The sequence below is a fragment of the Paraburkholderia sp. BL18I3N2 genome, assembly GCF_003001875.1.
Lineage (GTDB): Bacteria > Pseudomonadota > Gammaproteobacteria > Burkholderiales > Burkholderiaceae > Paraburkholderia > Paraburkholderia phytofirmans.
The window spans coordinates 254,143-272,884 of sequence record NZ_PVNC01000006.1; the positions used below are offsets into that span (position 1 = coordinate 254,143).

At 62.9% G+C, this 18,742-nt stretch carries 18 protein-coding genes; 11 read left to right on the forward strand and 7 right to left on the reverse strand.

Translation table 11 applies throughout. The annotated features are described in order from the left end of the window. Nucleotides 1-49 precede the first annotated feature (49 nt). Nucleotides 50-790, reverse strand: coding sequence for an LrgB family protein (locus B0G75_RS18900; RefSeq protein WP_106308634.1), 741 nt, complete (start codon nucleotides 788-790; stop codon nucleotides 50-52). Then, the gene (locus B0G75_RS18905; protein WP_106309137.1) at nucleotides 787-1,158 is read right to left on the reverse strand and encodes a CidA/LrgA family protein; all 372 of its coding nucleotides are present in this window, start codon (nucleotides 1,156-1,158) and stop codon (nucleotides 787-789) included. Before B0G75_RS18905 ends, B0G75_RS18900 begins: the two co-directional genes overlap by 4 nt. Nucleotides 1,159-1,305: 147 nt before the next feature. Here B0G75_RS18905 and B0G75_RS18910 point away from each other — a divergent pair, with 147 nt between their 5' ends. Both B0G75_RS18910 and B0G75_RS18915 read left to right on the forward strand, forming a co-directional pair. Continuing rightward, nucleotides 1,306-2,469 carry an epoxide hydrolase family protein gene (locus B0G75_RS18910; protein ID WP_106308637.1) on the forward strand — a complete coding sequence of 388 codons (1,164 nt, stop codon included), beginning with the start codon at nucleotides 1,306-1,308 and terminating at the stop codon, nucleotides 2,467-2,469. A gap of 556 nt (nucleotides 2,470-3,025) precedes the next feature. Then, on the forward strand, nucleotides 3,026-3,985 hold the full coding sequence (locus B0G75_RS18915; protein ID WP_106309140.1) for a hypothetical protein: 960 nt from the start codon (nucleotides 3,026-3,028) through the stop codon (nucleotides 3,983-3,985). Between the two features lie 70 nt (nucleotides 3,986-4,055). On the opposite strand, the gene B0G75_RS18920 is transcribed toward B0G75_RS18915, so the two are convergent. Together B0G75_RS18920 and B0G75_RS18925 are read right to left on the reverse strand one after the other, a co-directional pair. Next, complete coding sequence (locus B0G75_RS18920) at nucleotides 4,056-5,141, reverse strand: TIGR03118 family protein (RefSeq protein WP_106308640.1); 1,086 nt, start codon at nucleotides 5,139-5,141, stop codon at nucleotides 4,056-4,058. A 121-nt stretch (nucleotides 5,142-5,262) separates the two neighbouring features. Further along, complete coding sequence (locus tag B0G75_RS18925) at nucleotides 5,263-6,666, reverse strand: PLP-dependent aminotransferase family protein (protein WP_106308643.1); 1,404 nt, start codon at nucleotides 6,664-6,666, stop codon at nucleotides 5,263-5,265. Between the two features lie 396 nt (nucleotides 6,667-7,062). Here B0G75_RS18925 and B0G75_RS18930 point away from each other — a divergent pair, with 396 nt between their 5' ends. The 3 genes from B0G75_RS18930 to B0G75_RS18940 all read left to right on the forward strand — a co-directional run bounded on the left by B0G75_RS18930 (nucleotide 7,063) and on the right by B0G75_RS18940 (nucleotide 10,385). Then, nucleotides 7,063-8,292: an FAD-binding oxidoreductase gene (locus B0G75_RS18930; RefSeq protein WP_106308646.1), complete on the forward strand. Its 1,230-nt coding sequence runs from the start codon at nucleotides 7,063-7,065 to the stop codon at nucleotides 8,290-8,292. A 134-nt stretch (nucleotides 8,293-8,426) separates the two neighbouring features. Continuing rightward, nucleotides 8,427-9,578 carry a branched-chain amino acid ABC transporter substrate-binding protein gene (locus tag B0G75_RS18935; protein WP_106308649.1) on the forward strand — a complete coding sequence of 384 codons (1,152 nt, stop codon included), beginning with the start codon at nucleotides 8,427-8,429 and terminating at the stop codon, nucleotides 9,576-9,578. A gap of 192 nt (nucleotides 9,579-9,770) precedes the next feature. Beyond that, nucleotides 9,771-10,385 carry an HAD-IA family hydrolase gene (locus B0G75_RS18940; protein WP_106309143.1) on the forward strand — a complete coding sequence of 205 codons (615 nt, stop codon included), beginning with the start codon at nucleotides 9,771-9,773 and terminating at the stop codon, nucleotides 10,383-10,385. Between the two features lie 24 nt (nucleotides 10,386-10,409). Here B0G75_RS18940 and B0G75_RS18945 read toward each other — a convergent pair whose 3' ends face one another. Beyond that, on the reverse strand, nucleotides 10,410-11,315 hold the full coding sequence (locus tag B0G75_RS18945; protein WP_106308652.1) for a LysR family transcriptional regulator: 906 nt from the start codon (nucleotides 11,313-11,315) through the stop codon (nucleotides 10,410-10,412). Between the two features lie 160 nt (nucleotides 11,316-11,475). On the opposite strand from B0G75_RS18945, the gene B0G75_RS18950 reads away from it, so the two are divergent. The 6 genes from B0G75_RS18950 to B0G75_RS18975 all read left to right on the forward strand — a co-directional run bounded on the left by B0G75_RS18950 (nucleotide 11,476) and on the right by B0G75_RS18975 (nucleotide 17,069). Continuing rightward, nucleotides 11,476-11,811, forward strand: coding sequence for a helix-turn-helix transcriptional regulator (locus tag B0G75_RS18950; protein WP_106308655.1), 336 nt, complete (start codon nucleotides 11,476-11,478; stop codon nucleotides 11,809-11,811). Continuing rightward, the gene (locus B0G75_RS18955; RefSeq protein ID WP_106308658.1) at nucleotides 11,808-12,257 is read left to right on the forward strand and encodes an SRPBCC domain-containing protein; all 450 of its coding nucleotides are present in this window, start codon (nucleotides 11,808-11,810) and stop codon (nucleotides 12,255-12,257) included. Before B0G75_RS18950 ends, B0G75_RS18955 begins: the two co-directional genes overlap by 4 nt. A gap of 39 nt (nucleotides 12,258-12,296) precedes the next feature. Next, nucleotides 12,297-12,935, forward strand: a complete 639-nt coding sequence (locus tag B0G75_RS18960) for a glutathione S-transferase family protein (RefSeq protein WP_106308661.1) — start codon at nucleotides 12,297-12,299, stop codon at nucleotides 12,933-12,935. A gap of 9 nt (nucleotides 12,936-12,944) precedes the next feature. Continuing rightward, nucleotides 12,945-13,187 carry a hypothetical protein gene (locus B0G75_RS18965; RefSeq protein WP_146142524.1) on the forward strand — a complete coding sequence of 81 codons (243 nt, stop codon included), beginning with the start codon at nucleotides 12,945-12,947 and terminating at the stop codon, nucleotides 13,185-13,187. A 91-nt stretch (nucleotides 13,188-13,278) separates the two neighbouring features. Next, nucleotides 13,279-14,298, forward strand: coding sequence for an aldo/keto reductase (locus B0G75_RS18970; protein ID WP_106308667.1), 1,020 nt, complete (start codon nucleotides 13,279-13,281; stop codon nucleotides 14,296-14,298). Nucleotides 14,299-14,885: 587 nt separating this feature from the next. After that, nucleotides 14,886-17,069, forward strand: a complete 2,184-nt coding sequence (locus tag B0G75_RS18975; protein ID WP_106308670.1) for a M1 family metallopeptidase — start codon at nucleotides 14,886-14,888, stop codon at nucleotides 17,067-17,069. Between the two features lie 87 nt (nucleotides 17,070-17,156). On the opposite strand, the gene B0G75_RS18980 is transcribed toward B0G75_RS18975, so the two are convergent. Both B0G75_RS18980 and B0G75_RS18985 read right to left on the reverse strand, forming a co-directional pair. After that, entirely contained in the window at nucleotides 17,157-17,804 is a 648-nt protein-coding gene (locus B0G75_RS18980; RefSeq protein WP_106308673.1) for a glutathione S-transferase family protein, read from the reverse strand. 69 nt (nucleotides 17,805-17,873) lie between these two features. Continuing rightward, entirely contained in the window at nucleotides 17,874-18,620 is a 747-nt protein-coding gene (locus tag B0G75_RS18985) for an SDR family NAD(P)-dependent oxidoreductase (protein ID WP_106308676.1), read from the reverse strand. Nucleotides 18,621-18,742 lie beyond the last annotated feature (122 nt).

Here is an 18,742-nt window from a genome sequence, read left to right on the forward strand (position 1 = left end):
CAGAAAGGCCCGCAATTTGCGGGCCTTTCTGTTGCTGCGATGACGTCGTTTAGCCCGTCAACCAGCGCGCCGCGAGCGGCATCAACACCGGTACGACGAACGCGGTGAACAGTCCGTTCAGACCCATGCCGAGGCCGGCGAACGCGCCCATTTCCTCGCTCACCTGAAAAGCGCGCGCCGTGCCGATGCCATGTGACGCAATGCCCAGTGCGAAACCGCGCACCTCGGGTTCGGCGATGCGCAGCGCGTTGAGAATCGCACGCGCAAACACGGCGCCGAATACGCCGGTCGAAATGACGAGCACGGCGGTCAAGGACGGAATGCCGCCGATCTCCGATGCGACCGCCATCGCAATGGGCGTGGTTGCGGATTTGGGTGCGAGCGACGCGAGCGTTTGATGCGACGCGCCGAACAGCGCCGCCACGCCGACCGCCGAAATGATGGCCGTCAACGATCCCGCGACGAGCCCGCCGATCAGCGGCAACGCGGAGCGGCGCAGCTTCGGCCACTGCCGGTAAAGCGGCAGCGCGAGCGCCACGGTTGCGGGGCCCAGCAGAAAGTGAACGAATTGCGCGCCTTCAAAGTACGTGGCATACGGCGTGCCGGTGATCTCGAGCAGCACGACCAGCAGCGCCACCGCTATCAGCACGGGATTGGCTAGCGGATTGAAGCGCGCCTTCGCGTAGATCGTCTGGGCGATGAGGTAGGCGATCAGCGTAATCGTCAGCCCGAGCAGCGGACTCGCGGCGAGATACACCCAGATGGCGCCGAGCTTCGGAATGGCGGTCATGATGCGGACTCCGTCGCGGAGGGCTCACGGCGCTGGCGGCGCATCAACGCGCGTGTGACGAGCGCTGCCACCGCAATCGCGAGCGTCGTGCTGACCGCAATGGAGACGATCACCGCGACGGCGTCGCCGCGAATCCGGCTCGCCGACACCATGATGCCGACGCCCGCTGGAACGAATAGCAAGGACAGATGGCGGAGCAATTCGAGCGCGGTCGGCTCGATTGCATCGGCGGTTTGTGGGCGCAGCATGAGGAAACCGAACAACAGCAGCATGCCGATCACCGGACCCGGCACAGGCAAATGGAACACGTACGACACACCTTCGCCGAGACACTGAAAAGTGAGCAAGGCGGCGAGCGCTTGAAGCATGGCAGTCTCCGGAACGCGAAACGGAAAATGCGCCATTGTGTACCATGCGGATTAGCTCGTGCTGGCTCGTTGCCTGAGCGAGGCGCGGTCTTTGCTGTTTGAGGTAGATGTGCACGTCAACCAACACACCGTCCCGGGCCAGTTGCCATGCAGATACAAGCATTTCAGATTGCAATCGACGATCACGAGATCGACGATCTTCACCGGCGTATTCGCGCGACCCGCTGGGCGCCCGCAACGCCGTCACCGGCCTGGCAACAGGGCGCCGATGCCACATGGCTGCGCGAACTGGCTGAGTATTGGGCCGAGCGTTTCGACTGGCGCGCGGCCGAGCGCGGCTTGAATCGGCAGCCGCAATTTCTCGCGGATGTACAAGGGCAGGGCGTGCATTTCGTCCATCGGCGCGGTGCGGGGCCGGCGCCGTATCCGCTCGTGATCACCCATGGCTGGCCCGGCTCGTTTTTCGAGTTTCATGCGTTGCTCGACCGCTTATGCGACCCGGCCGCGTCCGGCGGCGATCCCGCCGATGCCTTCGATGTCGTGGTGCCTTCGCTGCCCGGCTTCGCGTTTTCGCAGGCGCCCGCGCAACCCGGCACGTCCGCGTGGCAAGTGGCCGATTTGTGGGCCTCGCTGATGCGAGGCCTCGGCTATGAGCGCTTCGGCGCGCAAGGCGGCGATCTCGGCGCGGGCGTGTCGATCGCGCTCGCCGCGCGGCATCCGCAAGCCGTCGACGGTATTCATCTCAACTTCCTGCCGAGTTCGTACGAGCCGGCCATCGGCGTGGCGCAAAAACCGCTCACGCCGGCCGAAGAAAATTTCTTGCGGGAGAAAAACGAGTGGGCCGCGCAGGAGGGCGGCTATGCGCACATGCACAGCACCAGGCCGCAAACGCTCGCTGCGTCACTCAACGATTCACCGGTGGGACTCGCTGCATGGATCGGCGAGAAGTTTCGCGCATGGAGCGATTGCGAAGGCGACGTGGAGCGTGTGTTTTCGAAAGACGATCTGCTGACCAACATCTCGCTCTACTGGTACACGCAGTGTATCGGCCCGGCGATCCAGATGTATTGGGAAAACCGCTTGCAGCCGATGCGTTTCGCCGAAGGGCAACGCGTCGCGCCGCCGGTCGGTTTCGCGCACTTTCCGGAGGAGATCAATCATCCGCCGCGCAGTTGGCTCGAAAGAACATTCGACGTCGTGCAATGGGCCGACATGCCGGCTGGCGGGCATTTCGCCGCAATGGAAAAGCCCGATCTGCTCGCCGCGGAAATTCGCCAGTTCTTCCGGCCGCTGCGGCAGCAGCGGCGCTAGCAAAAACGCGGCCGCGCTGCTGCCGCCAGACCGCGTTAGAACCGATGCGCTTTACCGTCGGCTGACATTTCACATGTAATGCGATACGGAGACAAACCGGACCCGGCTGAATAGCGCTTTCGTCTGTCGCAAAGTTGCGAACGCTTGGGCATGCAAATGACGTGGTTGCAAATCGCAAGCGCATCGGGTAGCGCGCAACGAGTAAGTTATGCGCGACGCTCATCACGAATCCGCAATTATTGCGCGATGCCGACGGTTCGCATTGAGGCTGCGGCAGCGCAACGTCAATCTCTCTGCGTTTTGGCGGAAAGGCAATGCAAGGACGTGAAACGATAGACCAACCCTGATGCCTGCGCCCCGGTTCATCCGACTCCATCGCCGCAGATCAGCGTGCCCGGCTCGAATATGACGCCGCGACGGCACGATTCGCGATTTTCATACGTCGCGCACCTTGCGGGTGCTTCCGCGCCCCCAGGCAAGAACATGTGGATCAACCTCCGACTGTCACGGTATCGCTCAAAAGGCGATCCGTCGCTAACGCGTGCTGAGGAGCAACGTGAATCTTTTTCCTTGCACTCTCGTTTATGTCGATGTCGATGCGAAGCCGGGTCCCAACTCGACGAATCGCGATCCGCTCTCGTATGTGAGTCAGGCGATCTGCCTGAACAACAGCTTGCGGCGCGTGGGCCTGCCGACCTTGACGATCATGACCAACGCGCCGGAGCTGGTCGCGCGCCGGCTCGCGGGTATGCCGGCGCAGAATCGCCCGGCCGTGACGCCGCTTACCGCGACGATCGAGTTGCCGAAGAACACGCCGTTCTACGCCGCGCATTTCAAACTCGACCTGATGGATCAGGTGGCGGAGAGCTTGCCCGCCGACACGATGATGTTGTTGCTCGACGCCGACATGGTGGCGCTGCTGCCGCTCGACCCCGATCTGATCGAACGATGCGCGCAAGCGGGCCTCGGTGTCTTCGATATTTCGGACCAGGTGTTTCCGGCTTACGGCAGCGAGCGCGTGGTCGCGGATCTGGAAATCGTCGCGGGCCGGCGCTTGATGAATCCGCGCTGGTACGGCGGCGAATTTCTGATCGCGACACCCGCCGCGCTGCGCCGGCTGGTGCCGCGCGCGCGAGCCAGTTACGCACGCTACCTCAGTGAAAGCGAGCGTCTGAAACATCACGGCGACGAAGCGTTCATCTCGGCCGCGCTCAATGCGCTCAGCGACGAAGGACAAGTGCTGATCGAAGTCGGAGCGTATCAGGCCGTGGGACGCCACTGGGCCGGCAACAATTATCGGGATTTGCGCTGGTTCCGCTGCTGTTCGTTCGTCCATTTGCCTGGCAGCAAGGCACTGCTCGAAAAAGAAGCCCGTTTCGACGACTTCGCGCCGGAGCGTTTCTGGCGCACCATGCGCGCGGCACATTTGCGTGGCCGCGTACGTCACGCGATCAAGCGGATTGTGAGGATGCTGAACATGGCGCGGCTCGCGGCGCGGATGCGCTGCGCGGCGTGAAGAGGCCGCCGCGCCAGTCGCTTTCGCATGACGGCGCGCGCCCGCAGCGCCCGCAGCGCCCATTCCCCTGTCACATTTTCACGTCGATGCGTCCGTATACGCCGTTCGCTTCGTCATTCGGCCCGGCTGCGAAAAACAGCGTGTTGACCGGTTGATTGCTGAGCCCATTGCCGAACGCGATTCCCCACAGGCCGTGCTGCACGAAAGACGTATTGTCGGGCAAGTTGATGGCGCCGAGGGACTGGCCGCTCGCCGGATCGAAGGCGTTGATCGTGCCGTCACCGAAATTGCCGATCAGCACGTCGCCACTGAAGCGTCCAAAATTGGCCGGCGCCTGCGTGATGCCCCACGGCGCATTCAGCACGCCCCCCGAAGCGAAACGCTGCAACAGGTTGCCCGCCGTGTCGTAGACATCCACGAAGCCGAGGCCGGCGCCGTCAATGTTGTCGTGCGCCGCCGCGTCCTGTTTAGCGTAGGTCACGAAGAGCTTTGCGCCGATCGCCTGAATGCCGAACGGCGCGAAGCCCGCCGGGAGCGAGGCGTCCTGGAACTTGCCGGGCGTCGATACCTTCGCGAAGCTCTTGTCGAAGACGTCGATTCTGTTGTTGTGAAAGTCGGCGGCGTAGAGGAAGTTGGCGCCGCCGTTGCTGGCCAGCGCGAGGCCCTTGTAGACCGCGGCGGCGCTGCCGCTGTCGAATACGACGAACGCGTTGGTGGGCCCGACCGCCGGCGCCCACGCGGTGATCGTGCCGCCTTCGCCGGCAAAGATAAAGGCGCCCACGCCGGATTTGCCGCCTCGAGTCACGACGAAATCCGTGGTGCCGTTGAACACGATGCCGGTCGGATTCGCCGTCCCGTTGATTCCGTTCGGAATGCTGACGACGAGCGATTGCGGCGTACCGTTGCCGTCATAAAGCGTTGCCAGCGAGGTGGCGTTGTCGGCCACCCAGACGAAACCTTTTGGATTGAACGCAACGCCCCATGCGTTTTTCAGATTCGGGTCCGTGTGCGCCGCAGCGACGGCGCCGTCCGATACGAGTGCCGTCGACGTGAACGATTGGTTGTTGACCGAATCGGAACCGCCGCACGACGCGACAAGACTCACCAATGCCGCGCCGCCCACGACGACGCCCAATGCCTTAAGCACAGATTTCATGGCCGCACCTCTCTGTCATGACCGATGGTCATTGCGCCTATTGAACGCACGGCGTCGCGGCTTTATTCCTTTGGCGAAGAAGTTTTTTTGATCGATGTGGAGCGGCCAGTCGGGCGGCGCGTCATATTGTGCCGAACAGTGCGCGCGGACGATCCTTGAGTGTGCCGGTCAGGAGCCGCAGCGCGCTCACGAGCTGATCGCGGCTGGTCGCGCAGGCGAGGTTGATTCGCACGCCATGCTCGATCTCCGACCGGTCGACGGCGAATGCCGACGACGGCATCACTACCACGCCGCGCGCCTTCGCATTGGCCGCGAAGTCGTCGGCGCGCCAGGGCGGCGGCAGCTTCAGCCACACGAACATGCACGCCGGATCGGTCTGCAGCAACTCCTGCGGCAACAGCTCGCGCGCGAGGTCCTGGCGCGCGCGAATCTCGGCGAGCTGCGCGTCCATGATGTGGCGCGCGGTGCCGTCCTCGATCCAGATCGAGGCGATCAGCATCGACATTGGCGCGGGCATCCATGCGGTCGTGCGGACGGCTTCCGCGCATAGCGCGGCGCTGTCCGGCGGGCTCAGCAGATAACCGAGCCGCAGACCGGGCGCAAGGATCTTCGAGGTGGCAGCAAGGTGGAAGGTGAGTTCGGGGCACAGGCTCGCGATCGTCGGCAGACGTTGCGAGACGAGCGGTCCATATACATCGTCCTCGATGATCGCCACGCCGTGCCGGCGCGCAATGTCGACGAGCGCCATGCGGCGTTCGAGACTCATGGTCGTGACGGTCGGGTTCTGCAGATTCGGCACGGTGAAAATCGCTTTCACCGGCATGCGCCGGCAGGCGCGCTCCACTTCGTCGGTCAGCAGCCCTTCGCGATCGCTAGGAATACCGACGATCTCGAACTGGAACACCGGCGCGAGCGCTTTGAGGCCGTAGTAGGTGAGCTGATCGGCGAGGATCACGCCGTCGGTGCCGATCAGGCTGTTCAGCACCGCATACAAGCCATGCTGCGCGCCGCTCGTGACGACCACGTGATCGGCCGACGGGGCAAAGCCGGGCGCGGCCATCCAGCGCGCGCCGGCTGCGCGCGCCCACGCGGGCCCTTGCGGCGGCTGGTACTCCTGCAATTGCGGATAGCGCGGATCACGCGGCAAATCGGCCAGCGTGCGCGCGAGGCAGTTCAGGAACTCGCCCGTGGCCGGACGGTTGACGGTCAGATCGATTGCCGCGTTGCTCGCGGCCTGCGCCGGCTCCACGCTCGGCATCGCGCCCCCGGTCACGAGCGAGCCGCGCCGTTTGCTGCCGATCACCAGTCCGCGCAGCTGCAATTCCTTGTACGCGCGCGACACCGTGGACACGTTGATGCCCAGTTCGGTGGCCAGTTGCCGCTGCGGCGGCAGGCGGCTACCGGGCGGATAGATGCCGCTGCGGATCTCGTTTTCGATCGAGCTGGACACCTCGATATAAGTGGAGCGTTTCGCCTGCTCCGGCGCGCCAGGGGCGGAGCGGGCGGCGTCTTTGTCAGAAGCCATAAGATCAGGTGTCTCCATACAAAACCGGCTTTGTCCGCAATTGTGCGGAGGTTTGCCGATTCTATACCAGACCTGCCCGACTGCAAGCGCTTCAAGCGCTTGCTCACCCGGCCCCGGCGCGCTGGCAAGGAGCACTCCCGCGATGATCCAGGGAAAGTGCCAGGGCCACACAATGTGCGTTTTAATTGCACACAAAAAAATATTGTGTGATTCTAGATGCCATGGTTTGTCTGGGGGCGCGAATCGGGAGACGTCGCCGGGCGGTGTTCAGCAATCTGTCCGCAGGAGTTGTCCGATGAGATTTTCCCAGTCTTCCGCACCCGGCATCAGGCGGAAACCCGGCGCCGGCTCGTTCACCGAACAAGCGCGCATGGGCCTCGGCGAAGGACGCAAGTGATGCCGGAGATTGCCATCATCGGAGCGGGATTCATTGGCCTCGCGAGCGCTGCGGCGCTGATGCGCGACGGCCATCGGATCACGCTATTCGATCCGGCCGGCGTGGGGCAGGGCGCGTCGTTCGGCAATGCCGGCACCTTCGCGCACTATGCGTGCATCCCGGTCAACAACCCGTCCGTGTTCCGCGATTTGCCGCGCTTCCTGCTGTCGAATCAAAGCCCGTTCAGATTGCGCTGGGGATATCTGCCGCATCTCACGCCGTGGCTGGTGCGCTTCATGATGAGCTCGCTGCCGCGGCGCTATGAGACGAGCGCCGGTGCGCTCGCCGCGCTGCTCGATTGCGCGCAGGACGGATACGCGCCGCTACTCGCCAATGCGGAGTTGGCGCGTTTTGTCCGGCCGCGCGAGTGTCTCTATCTGTACTCGAACGCGGCTTCGTTCGATGCCGCGCGTCCCGCACTCGATCTGCGGCACAAGCTCGGCGTCGCTTTCGAGGTGCTCGACGGCGCCGCCATTCGCGCACTCGAACCGGCGCTGGCGCCGATCTTCGAGCGCGGCGTGCTGTTCAGCAATAGCTGGCACTTTTCCGATCCGCAAGGCTTTCTGCAGACGCTGTATGAACAACTCGCCGCGCAGGGTCTGAAGCTCGAACGCTCGACCGTCGACGCGGTGCAACCCGGCGCGGACAGCGCGAGCCTGACGGTCGGCGGCGTGACGCGGGGTTTCGATCACGTGGTGGTGGCGACCGGGGCGCGTTCGGCGCAGTTCGCCAGCCAGTGCGGCGACCCGGTTCCGCTGGATACGGAACGCGGCTATCACGTGCGCTTTCCCGGCGCGCAACAACTGGTGTCGCGGCCGGTCGGCTGGGCCGAGCGCGGTTTCTACATGACGCCGATGAGCGACGGCCTGCGCGTGGCTGGCACGGTCGAACTCGCCGGTTTCGGCGACACGCGCAACCGCTCGCTGCTCGACCTGCTGACGTTTTCGTCGAAGCGGGCGTTGCCCGCACTGGATACACCGGATAGCAACTGGCTCGGCTTTCGGCCCACGTTGCCCGACGGCGTGCCGGTGCTCGCGCGTTCAAGCGCGAGCGAGCGCGTGATCTACGCGTTCGGTCATCAGCATCTGGGCTTGACGCTGGCAGGCGTGAGCGGGCGCATCGTCGCCGATCTGATCGCACAGCGTGCGCCGCCGCTTGATCTCGCGCCCTACGCGGCCACGCGCTTTTGATTGCAGCAGAGGGTTGGTTCGCAGATTTTTAATGGTTTTACCACCAGCATCGCAGAGCGGTTTCGACGCGTCGCGCATCGGATCGGCCAATCTGCACACACACGCGCGACGTCACATCTCGCAAGGAGCGCATCATGAATCGCCGCTATTGGCTATTGAGTGCCACGGTCTGTGCACTCGCCACGCATATGCCGTTTTCGTGGGCCGCCGACCCCCAGATCGTCAAGATCGGTTTCGTCGGACCGTTGACGGGGCCCGTTGCGCGGGTCGGCAAGGACTTGCAGTACGGCGCGCAGTTGGCACTCGATGAAGAGAACGCGAAGAACCCAATGATCGGCGGCAAGCCGGTCAAGTTCGTGCTCGACGTGCAGGACGATCAGGCCGACCCGCGCGTGGCGATTCAGGTCGCGCAGAAACTGGTCGACGACGGCGTGGTCGGCGTGATTGGCCATTACAACTCGGGCTGCAGCATTCCGGCCTCGACGGTCTATCACCAGGCGAACGTGGCGATGATCACGCCCGGCTCGACCAATCCGCAATTGACCAAGCAAGGTTTCAAGAACGTGTTTCGCACGATGGGTCACGACGGCATCGGCGGCGTCGTGGCGGGGCATTTCGTGGTGGAGCAGATGAAGGCGAAGCGCATTGCCATCATCGACGACCGCACCGCCTTCGGGCAAGGGCTGGCCGACGCGTTCGAGAAGGGCGTCAAGGAAGCGAACGGCAATATCGTCGATCGCGAATTCACGAACGACAAAGCGATCGATTTTCGCGCCATTCTGACCACGCTCAAGAGCAAGAACGTCGACCTGATTTTCTTCGGCGGGCTGGATGAGCAGGGCGCGATGCTGGTCAAGCAGATGCGCTCGCTGGGCATGAACACGCAATTGTTCGGCGCTGGCGCGCTGAAGAGCAATGCATTCCTCCAGATCGCCGGCACGGCGGGCAACGGAACGCAAGATCTCGAACCGGGCCCGGCGCTCGACAAGCTGCCGGCCGCTCAGGCGTTCGGCAAGCGCTACAAGGCGCGCTTCAATCAGGATGTCGAACTGTATGCGCCGTTTTCCTATGACGCGGCGCTCGCCATGCTGAAAGCGATTCACGCCGCCGACTCGCTCGATCGCGCGAAGATCGTCGACAGCCTCGCCAAGGTCACGGTCACGGGCGTCACCGGCAATATCACGTTCGATCCTTACGGCGATCTGATCAAGCCGCCGTACACGTTGTTTCAGGTCGAGCAGGGCCAGTGGAAAAGCGTCAAGACGGTAGGCGGCAGCGGCGCGTGAGGGCCTTTTTGAAAAGCGGACCGTATTGAGCTGCTGCTTTGCCGACCTCCAGGAAGAAGACCGTGACGCCGGCCGATGCCGTTGCCGGCAGTCATGGTTTTGTCGAGGCACAATAGAAACAGGCAACCGTTCGGCGTCATCGCGTCGCGCGGTTGCTTCATTTCTGAAAGCTTTCGACGCGAGGCCGACAGCATGACCGCATTCATCACGCTGGTTCTGTTCGACATGGAAGGTGTTTTGTCCCATTACGACCGCGCCGCGCGAGTCGATCATCTGGCGGCAACCGCCGGTTGCACAGCGGACACCGTGCGTCACGCGATCTGGGGTTCGGGGCTCGAAGCGCGCGCGGACGCCGGGGAAATCAGCGATGACGAGTATCTGCGCGAGTTAGGCATGCTGCTGAATTACCCCATCAGCCGCGACGACTGGCTGGCGGCTCGTCACGCGTCGATTACGCCGAACCAGGACGCGCTCGCGCTTGCCGCCCAGGTCGCCGAGCGGCACCGCATCGCGGTGCTGACCAACAATTGCCGCCTGTTGACCGATCACATCGCTTATCTGAATCCGCCTGTCGCGCGGCTGTTCGGGCCGCAGGTTTACCCGTCGGCGGCTTTTGGCGCCGCCAAGCCGGCGGCGCAAACCTATCTGCGTTGTCTGGAGCAACTCGGCGTGTCCGCGGCCCAAACGCTTTTCGTCGACGACACGGCCGCCAACGTGAACGGCGCGATTGATGCGGGACTACAAGGGCACATGTTCGTCAGCGTCGGCGCATTGTCGGAAGATTTGCAGCGTCGCGGTTTGATATAGCAGCTGTGGTTGTCTTCGAATGTGCTATTCGCAGAAGTCCGGATTCTGCTGCACCAGTTCGTGCACCCACTCGCTGAACACCCGCACGGACATGCTCAAACGACGGTGCGGATAAAGAATCGAGAGCGGTAACGGCGCGCAATGGCAGTCGCGCAAAATCTCACGCAGCGCGCCGGATTCGATTGCCTTCGCCGCCATGAAACGCGGCGTCTGGATCAAGCCGAGGCCTTCCACCGCGGACGCGACATAGACCTGGCCTTCATTCACCGCGAGTTTGCCCTCGATCGGTCTTTTGATGAGTACGCCGTCCGCTTCGAACTCCATCGGATAGACGCGCCCTGTGCGCGCGGAAAAATAATTCACCGCGTGGTGCCGGTCGAGATCGTCCGGCGTGGCGGGCTCGCCCATCTGCTCGAGATACGCCGGCGCGGCGCAGATCGTCATGCGCACGCTGCCGAGCGAGCGCGCCACCAGGTTCGAATCGTCGAGCACGCCAATGCGGATCACGCAATCGACGCCTTCCTGCACGAGATCAACGTTGCGGTCAGCCAGTCCCAGCTTCACCGTGATGTCGGGATAGCGCGCGTTGAAATCGCGCATCACGGGAATCAGCACGTGAGCCGCGAACGTGGCGGACGTGTCGACGCGGACCGTGCCGCGCGGACTTTGACGTTTGCTCGATAGCGCCGACTCGGCGTCGGAGACCTCGGCGAGAATGCGTGCGCAGTATTCGTAATAAAGCGCGCCGTCGTCGGTCACCTGCACGCGGCGCGTCGTGCGGTTGAGCAGGCGCACGCCGAGATGACTCTCCAGATTCTGCACGACCGTCGACACGGATGCGCGCGGCATCTCCAGTGAATCCGCCGCTTTCGAGAAACTGGACGCGTCCACGACGCGCTTGAACACTGCCATGCCCTGAAGAAGATCCATACGGTGCTGTCCTCTCGACGCTGAGCGACTCCGTGATCGCGAATCGTTGGAATGATAGCCGCGGCGCGTCCGGGGCGGGCAGTGTGAACGGGCCTACGGGTTCACGGAGTCGGCCGTAAAAACCCTTGACTCCCGGAGTTCACGGCCTATAGTTCACCATATGGCAAAGTCTCCAGTCAGTCAACTCGATCGCACGTTTTCCGCCCTCGTGGACCCCACGCGGCGGGCCATCCTCGCGCGTCTCGAACGCGAGCCGGGCCTGTCGGTCACGGAAATCGCGCGGCCGTTGCCGCTCAAACTGCCCGCCGTCATGAAGCACCTCGACGTGCTGAGCGAAGCGGGTCTGGTAGCGCGCACAAAGAGTGGCCGGACCGTTTCGGTGGAACTGGTCGCCGGCCCAATGGAAGAGGCGATGGCGTGGCTGCGGCGCTACGAACGCTTCTGGTCCGCGAGTCTCGACAGGCTTGCCGAATTTGTGGAGAGGAACGACGAATGAACGAAAAGCCCAGCCTGACCATCATTCGGCGCATCAAGGCGCCGCCTGCAAAAGTCTACGCGGCATGGACGCGGCCGGAACTGATGGCGCGCTGGTGGGGACCGGACGCCGGGCCGGTGCTGAGCGCCGAAGCCGATGCGCGCGTGGGCGGGCGCTTTCGCGTGGTGTTTCAGACGCTGGACGGCGAAACGCACGACTGCCGCGGCGAATACCAGGAAGTCGAAGCGGACCGCAAGCTCGTCTTCACATGGGAGTGGGTCACGCTGCCCGAGCGGCGCTCGCTGGTGACGATCCGGTTTCGTCCGATAGAAGAGGGCACCGAACTGCATTTCACTCACGCGCAGTTCTTCGACGAGGCCGCGCGCGATGGTCATCAAACCGGCTGGACCGGTGCATTCGAGAAGCTGGACGCACTGATTGCCGAGCTGGAAAACGAAGCCAGATGAAGCACATCCCACCGAAGTCAACGCATACTGAGGTCGACCATGAAGCTTTACTATGCTGAAACGCTGTCTCCCAGGAAAACCTGCGCGTTAGCTCAATACTTAGGGTTGCCAATCGACTATGCCTTTGTCGATCTGCGCAAAGGCGAGCATACCCGACCGGACTATCTGGCAATCAATCCGAACGGCAAAGTGCCTTGTCTCGTCGACGGGGAGAAGATCATCTGGGAGGCTGACGCGATCATGTGCCATCTCGCGCAGCGCGCGGAATCCCCGCTCTGGCCGCGGGGCGCGCAGCAGCAGATCGACATCGTGCGCTGGTTCAGCTGGAATAGCCAGCATCTGCTCCGGCATGCAGGAGCGCTCTACTTCGAGTATCTGATCAAGCCGTGGGTTGGACTGGGAGAGCCCGACGCTTCCAAGGTCGCCGAGGCGCAAGGGTTTTTCCGCAAGCATGCCGCCGTGCTCGACCAGCATCTGAAGGGACGCAAGTGGTTGCTTGGCGATGACCTGTCGGTCGCGGATTTCTCCGTTGGCATCTCGCTGCCGTACGCGCAAAGCGCGGCAATGCCGCTTGAAGAGTTTCCGGAAGTGGTGCGCTGGCACGATCAACTGAACGCCATCGATGCATGGCGCGACCCGTTCCCCGCGCGGCGGGAGCGCGCCACGGCGAATGCCTGAGGAGGAGTCATGTGCTGCGCCATAGTTGCACTCACGATGACCTTGCTGGCCAGCTGGCGCGGCGTGTCGAGCTCGCTCGCCGGCCGCGTCGGGCGGCTGCGCCGGATTGCGATCGCGGTTATCGCGATCGCCGCGGCGGCAGGGTCCGCCATGGCGGCGGACCAGTTTGCGGTGGCGGGCGGTGGACAACAACAGTCGTCGTTGATCGCGCGGCTGGGTAGTACGCCGATTTGCGGGCACTTTATCCGCTAGCACGCGTTGCCTCTTACGCGGCTCCAACGTGCTGTGCCGATTTGCCGTATCGTACGAAGTCACTGTACTGCGCGCGAATCGAGGGCACGTCATGGCACTTTCGTCGAAAAACGCTGTGGGAATTTCCAGCAGGCGGCGTTTTCTGCGCTCGGCAGGACACACTGCGGTCGGCTTGTCGGCGTTGCTCGCATTGCCGCGGATGGCGGCGGCTCAAACGCAAACGTCATCGCAAACGTCATCGCCAACGCCCAAGCCGCAACCCGAATCCGCCACCACGCCGCTCCCACGCATGTCGCAACGCGTGATTCCGGCCACGGGCGAACGCTTGCCCGTCGTCGGCTGCGGCACCTGGCGCACCTTCGATGTCGGCACCGATCCCGCCGGTCGCGCGCAACTCGCCGACGTGCTGCGCATTCTGTTCGAAGCCGGTGGTTCGGTGATCGATTCTTCACCGATGTATGGTTCGTCGGAAGCCGTGGCCGGTGCTTTGCTTACGCAACTGGATGCGCACAACAAAGCCTTTGTCGCCACCAAGGTCTGGACCGAAGGACGCGAAGCGGGCATCGCTCAGATGGAAGAATCGCTGCGCCGCTTTCAGCAGCCGCGCATCGATCTGATGCAGGTTCACAACCTGCTCGACTGGCGCACGCAACTCGCCACGCTGCGCGACTGGAAAGCGCGCGGCCGGATTCGCTATATCGGCATCACGCACTACACGTCGAGTGCGTTCGATGAAGTCGCGTCTGTCATGCGCAGCGAGAAGCCCGACTTCGTGCAGATCAACTACGCCGCGGACGACCGCGCGGCCGAAGCGCGCATCTTGCCGCTCGCTTCGGAATTGGGCATTGGCGTCGTGATCAATCAGCCCTTCGGCGGCGGCGGCTTGCTGGCACGCGTCGGCAAAACGCCGCTGCCTGCGTGGGCGGCGGAAATCGGCTGCACGAGTTGGGCGCAGATTCTTCTGAAGTTCGTGCTCGCGCAGCCGGCGGTGACGGTCGTGATTCCCGGCACGGGGCGTCCGCAATACATGGCGGACAACGTTCGGGCCGGTTCGGGCCCATTACCCGACAAGGCGATCTGCGCAAGAATCGTGGCGACGGTGAATGGCTAACCGATCGTTTGCGTATTATTCACGCCAATTTCTTTGTGAACTCTCCAGCTGGTTAAGATAAAAGCTCACTCGAAGTTATTCGCTCGCGCCATCTCGCATAGCACAATACCGCGCAAAGAAAAATAAAGTTTCCCGTAGTCATGCGCGATATTAGGATTCTTAGAGGATTAACTCGGCTTCATTACCGATGCCATTCGATTTGCATGCAAATCGCACGAATGAAAGAAAGTTTGTGAAAGGAAGTTGACACGGGAACGTTTGCCAAACTAGGCTACGCACTGTCGTCCAAAAACTGATTCGGTTTAATCCACCTGCCCGGAGACGCAGGTAAGCCGCCGCTTTGCCGGTCAGCCGGACGATCGAATAACAGCCGGGAAAATCTCCCTGGCTGTCGATATGAAAGCATTGTAATAAACGTGTGTCGCAATTCTAAAATCAGCCACAAGTGCTGAGGCGCCAACACGTCCTTATATTCTCGCTAGCAATTCGGTGCTAGTGCGGGAGACCATTTTCGCTGAAAAAAGAGAAAACCAGCTTAAGCACTCAACGCACTTTATTTTGCCGATATTGTCAGTCGAGGATTAATCATGCGTATAAATTTCCGATTGCAGATGCAGTGCCTCGCACTAGCCGGAATTGCGATTCTGGCGGGATGCGGCGGCAGCGACGGCTCGTCTTCCTTGACGAGCAAATCCGGGCAGGCGCCCGCAGCTGCGTCAGGCGCCTCCGAAGTGGCGCTGGCCCCGCCCGCCGCGCCGGTTGTGGCGGACACCTCGATCAACAAGACTGTGGCGCCGGTCGAGTTGCCCGACACGGTTACGCCGATCAACTACAAGCTGTGGTTCCGGCCGAACCCCGCGCTATCTTCGTTCGACGGCCGCGCCGACGTGCAGATCAAGGTGCAAAAGGCCGTCAACGCGATCACGATCGCCGGGCACCGGGTCAAGTTCACCAACGGCACGATCACGCTTCAGCCGGGCAACATCCCGTTGATCGCCACGCCGCAGGACGACGGCGACTTCTATCAACTGCGCCCCGTGAGCGGGCAGATCGCCGCCGGCAACTACTCGCTGCATATGGAGTGGAGCGGCATCATCAACTTCAAGACCTATGACGATCCGGTCGCCAAAACCGGCGGCAGTTGCGGCGACGATCCGTATCCGGGTTGCTCCGCGGCCGAAGGCGTGTTCCGCGTCGACCTGAAGTCGACCGACGGCACGACGAGCGGCGCGATCCTCACGCAGGGCGAATCGAACCTCGCGCGCCAATGGTTCCCCGGCTGGGACGAACCGGCTTTCCGCCCCACCTACGAGGTGAGCGCGGAGGTCCCGCAGAACTGGAACGTGGTCTCCAACGCGGCCGAGAAACCGGCGGTGAACGTGGATAGCGGCTACAAGCTGGTGTCGTTCGAGAAGACGCCGCCCATGCCGTCGTATCTGCTGTTCTTCGGCGGCGGCCAGTTCGACATTCTCGAAGACGACTTCACGAGCCCGCTGCCCGACGGCAAAGGCCTGCATCTGCGGATTTTCACGCCGCCCGGCATGCGTGACTGGGCTAAACCGGCCATACAGCAGACCAAGCAGGCGCTCGATTACTACTATCGCTACACCGGCATTCCGCTGCCGCTCACCAAGTTCGACACGATCGCGGCCAACGACGCGTTCAAGGAGCAGAAGGACCTGAACTTCGGCGGCATGGAGAACTGGGGCGCCATTCTCGAATTCGCCGACGACATTCTGCCGGCGCCGGGCACGACGATGTCCGACTACGGCGTGACGGTGCTCACGCACGAAGCGGCGCACCAATGGTTCGGCGATCTCGTCACGCTGGACTGGTGGGACGATGTCTGGCTGAACGAGTCGTTCGCAACGTTCTTCGAGAACAAGACCAAGGTGCGTTTCTTCCCGGACCGTTTCAGCTGGGTCGACGACGTGAAGAACAAGTACGCGGTGATTAACGCTGACCTGAAGTCCACGGCGTTCCCGGTGCAGCCGAATTTCAACGGCTGGGCGTCGAACGACTTCGTGCTGAGCGCGAGCGCCTTCACGTACGACAAAGGCGGTCACGTGCTGAAGATGCTGGAGAACTACCTGGGTGAAGAAGTGATGCGCAAGGGCCTGCAGTCGTATCTCGCCGACTACTCGCTCGGCAACGTTACGCCCAAACGTTTGTGGGACGAACTGTCGAAGGCTAGCGGCCAGCCGATGGTGGCGATCGGCGACAGCTTCGTGCGGCAAACAGGCGTGCCGCTGATTTCGCTCGACACGCAGTGCGATCTGACGACTAACCAGACTGTGGTCACGCTGAAACAGTCGCCGTTCCCGAATCAGAATCAGTATCCGGGCACACAATGGACCATTCCGTTGACGCTCGCATACGGCGACGGCCTCACTTCGCGCAAGACGTTGGCGATGAAGGATACGCAAACCCAGGTGCGTCTGAACGGCTGTTCCGCGGTGCTTGCCGATCCGAGCGGTCTCGACTACTACGTGACCAACTACAGCAACAACGCGTGGAGCCAGTTGCTCGCGCAGGGTAATGCGCTGAAGGATCCGGTCCTGCTGACCAGTCTGCAACTCGAAGCGAAGCTGCTGGTGAACAACGGTCTCGCGGACCCGTCGCGCGTCACGAGTATCGGCTCGCTGAGCCCGGCCGCCACACCGCTCGCACGCCAGTTGCTGATGACGGCGCCGACCACGCAATCGCAGCGTCCGACGATCCGCTATCAGGGCAAGTTCAAACTGAAGCCGCAGGCGCAGCAAGGCCAATAAACGGCCGTATTGGGTAGTTCGGCGGCCCGCATCGTGTTGCAGCGATGCGGGCCGCTTTCTTCTTGCCGCTACGGATGCCGCGACAGGTCACGCCGTGGCGCTGGGTCGCGAGGACACTGTGTCATACCAACGCCTGAGCGATTTCAGATCAGCCGGCACTTGCAAGTCGATTGCTTTCGCGGCGAAGTCGATCGTCACCAGTGCGGTGATGTCGGCAACCGAGAAGCGCTCGCCCGCCACGAACGCGGACTGTTTCAGGCGATCGTCGAGGTCCTCCATAAAATGGACAGCCCGTTGCCGGCTGCGTTCGGCTAGCGCAGCAATCTGCTCGTAGTCGTGCGGGCCGGCAATCGCGCGGCCCTTCAAACCGGGCGCGGTGTTGCGGATCGCTTCCATCACCGAGGCAAACCCCTCCTGTTCCGCGCGCCGCTCCCACATCGTGATCAGCGCTTTATCTTTCGGCGTGGTGCCGAAAAGCGGTGTGTCGGGATAGACGTCCTCAATGTAGCGCTGGATAGCGGGCACCTCGCCAATCGACGTGCCGTCTTCGAGCACCAGCGTCGGTACCACGCGCCGGGGATTGATCGCGCGATAGGCGTCACCGTGCTGTTCGCGTTTGCCGAGGTCGACCGCCGCGAGCGTCGCCGTGACGCCTTTTTCGGCGAGAAAGATGCGCACGCGCCGGGAGTTCGGCGACGCGGTGGAATGGTAAAGCGTCAATGTTCCGGTAGTCATGTTGATAGTCCTTTGAATGATGCTTCGCAGCGGCGCGCGTGGCCGCGCGCCGCTGCAATCGGGCGAAGATCAGCCCGCGGTCTTGCCGCCGTCGACCGTCACGATCTGCCCCGTGATGAAGGAGGCCGCCTCCGATGCCAGGAATACGATGGCGCGCGCCACGTCGACCGGCTGGCCGACCCGGCCGAGCGGTACCTTGGCGGCGAGCGCCGCCTTGTTCTCCGGCGTGCCGGTGAAGCGGTCGAGCATGCCGGTATCCGTCGGCCCCGGCGCGACGGCGTTGACCCGCACGCCGGTGGACGCCACTTCGAGCGCCGCCGACTTGGTCATGCCTTCCACCGCGTGCTTGCTGCCGGCGTACACGGAAGCGAAGGCCGCGCCTTCGTGGCCGTACGTCGACGAAACGTTCACCACGCTGCCGCTCTTTTGCGCCGACATCACGCGCAGTTCGTGCTTCATGCTGAGCAGCGTGCCGAGCACGTTGGTGTCGAACGTCGCGCTGTAGCTCTCGACGGTTTGACTCGTGATCGCGCCGGGCTGGCCTTCGGTGCCGGCGTTGTTCACGGCGGCGTCGATGCGGCCGAAGCGCGCGACCGTCTGGTCGACGAGGTTCGCGACTTCGTCGTCGCGGCGCACGTCGGCCTGGATGAAGTGGGCGTCCGCGCCGAGTTCGCGCAGTTCTTTTTCGAGCGCCTTGCCTTCGGCTTCGCGACGGCCGGAGACGACGAGACGGGCGCCGCTGTCGGCGAAGGCGAGGGCAGTGGCGCGGCCGATGCAGGTGAGTGCGCCGGTGATCAGAACTACGGGGTGGCTCATTTCAAACTCCTGATGGGTATGTATTTGCGGTATGGGGGCGAAGCAGCCCGCGGCCGGTTGAGCGGCTGTGACCTGCTTAAATCATTGCCTTGACTGCAATTTAGTGACTTCCCTGCCGGAGT

Coding starts and splice junctions, on each gene's coding strand:
- B0G75_RS18975 (WP_106308670.1), top strand. CDS start 14,886: ATGCGTATAAATTTCCGATTGCAGATGCAGTGCCTCGCACTAGCCGGA.
- B0G75_RS18935 (WP_106308649.1), top strand. CDS start 8,427: ATGAATCGCCGCTATTGGCTATTGAGTGCCACGGTCTGTGCACTCGCC.
- B0G75_RS18925 (WP_106308643.1), bottom strand. CDS start 6,666: ATGGCTTCTGACAAAGACGCCGCCCGCTCCGCCCCTGGCGCGCCGGAG.
- B0G75_RS18920 (WP_106308640.1), bottom strand. CDS start 5,141: ATGAAATCTGTGCTTAAGGCATTGGGCGTCGTCGTGGGCGGCGCGGCA.
- B0G75_RS18965 (WP_146142524.1), top strand. CDS start 12,945: ATGTGCTGCGCCATAGTTGCACTCACGATGACCTTGCTGGCCAGCTGG.
- B0G75_RS18930 (WP_106308646.1), top strand. CDS start 7,063: ATGCCGGAGATTGCCATCATCGGAGCGGGATTCATTGGCCTCGCGAGC.
- B0G75_RS18960 (WP_106308661.1), top strand. CDS start 12,297: ATGAAGCTTTACTATGCTGAAACGCTGTCTCCCAGGAAAACCTGCGCG.
- B0G75_RS18950 (WP_106308655.1), top strand. CDS start 11,476: ATGGCAAAGTCTCCAGTCAGTCAACTCGATCGCACGTTTTCCGCCCTC.
- B0G75_RS18985 (WP_106308676.1), bottom strand. CDS start 18,620: ATGAGCCACCCCGTAGTTCTGATCACCGGCGCACTCACCTGCATCGGC.
- B0G75_RS18905 (WP_106309137.1), bottom strand. CDS start 1,158: ATGCTTCAAGCGCTCGCCGCCTTGCTCACTTTTCAGTGTCTCGGCGAA.
- B0G75_RS18900 (WP_106308634.1), bottom strand. CDS start 790: ATGACCGCCATTCCGAAGCTCGGCGCCATCTGGGTGTATCTCGCCGCG.
- B0G75_RS18945 (WP_106308652.1), bottom strand. CDS start 11,315: ATGGATCTTCTTCAGGGCATGGCAGTGTTCAAGCGCGTCGTGGACGCG.
- B0G75_RS18910 (WP_106308637.1), top strand. CDS start 1,306: ATGCAGATACAAGCATTTCAGATTGCAATCGACGATCACGAGATCGAC.
- B0G75_RS18970 (WP_106308667.1), top strand. CDS start 13,279: ATGGCACTTTCGTCGAAAAACGCTGTGGGAATTTCCAGCAGGCGGCGT.
- B0G75_RS18955 (WP_106308658.1), top strand. CDS start 11,808: ATGAACGAAAAGCCCAGCCTGACCATCATTCGGCGCATCAAGGCGCCG.
- B0G75_RS18980 (WP_106308673.1), bottom strand. CDS start 17,804: ATGACTACCGGAACATTGACGCTTTACCATTCCACCGCGTCGCCGAAC.
- B0G75_RS18940 (WP_106309143.1), top strand. CDS start 9,771: ATGACCGCATTCATCACGCTGGTTCTGTTCGACATGGAAGGTGTTTTG.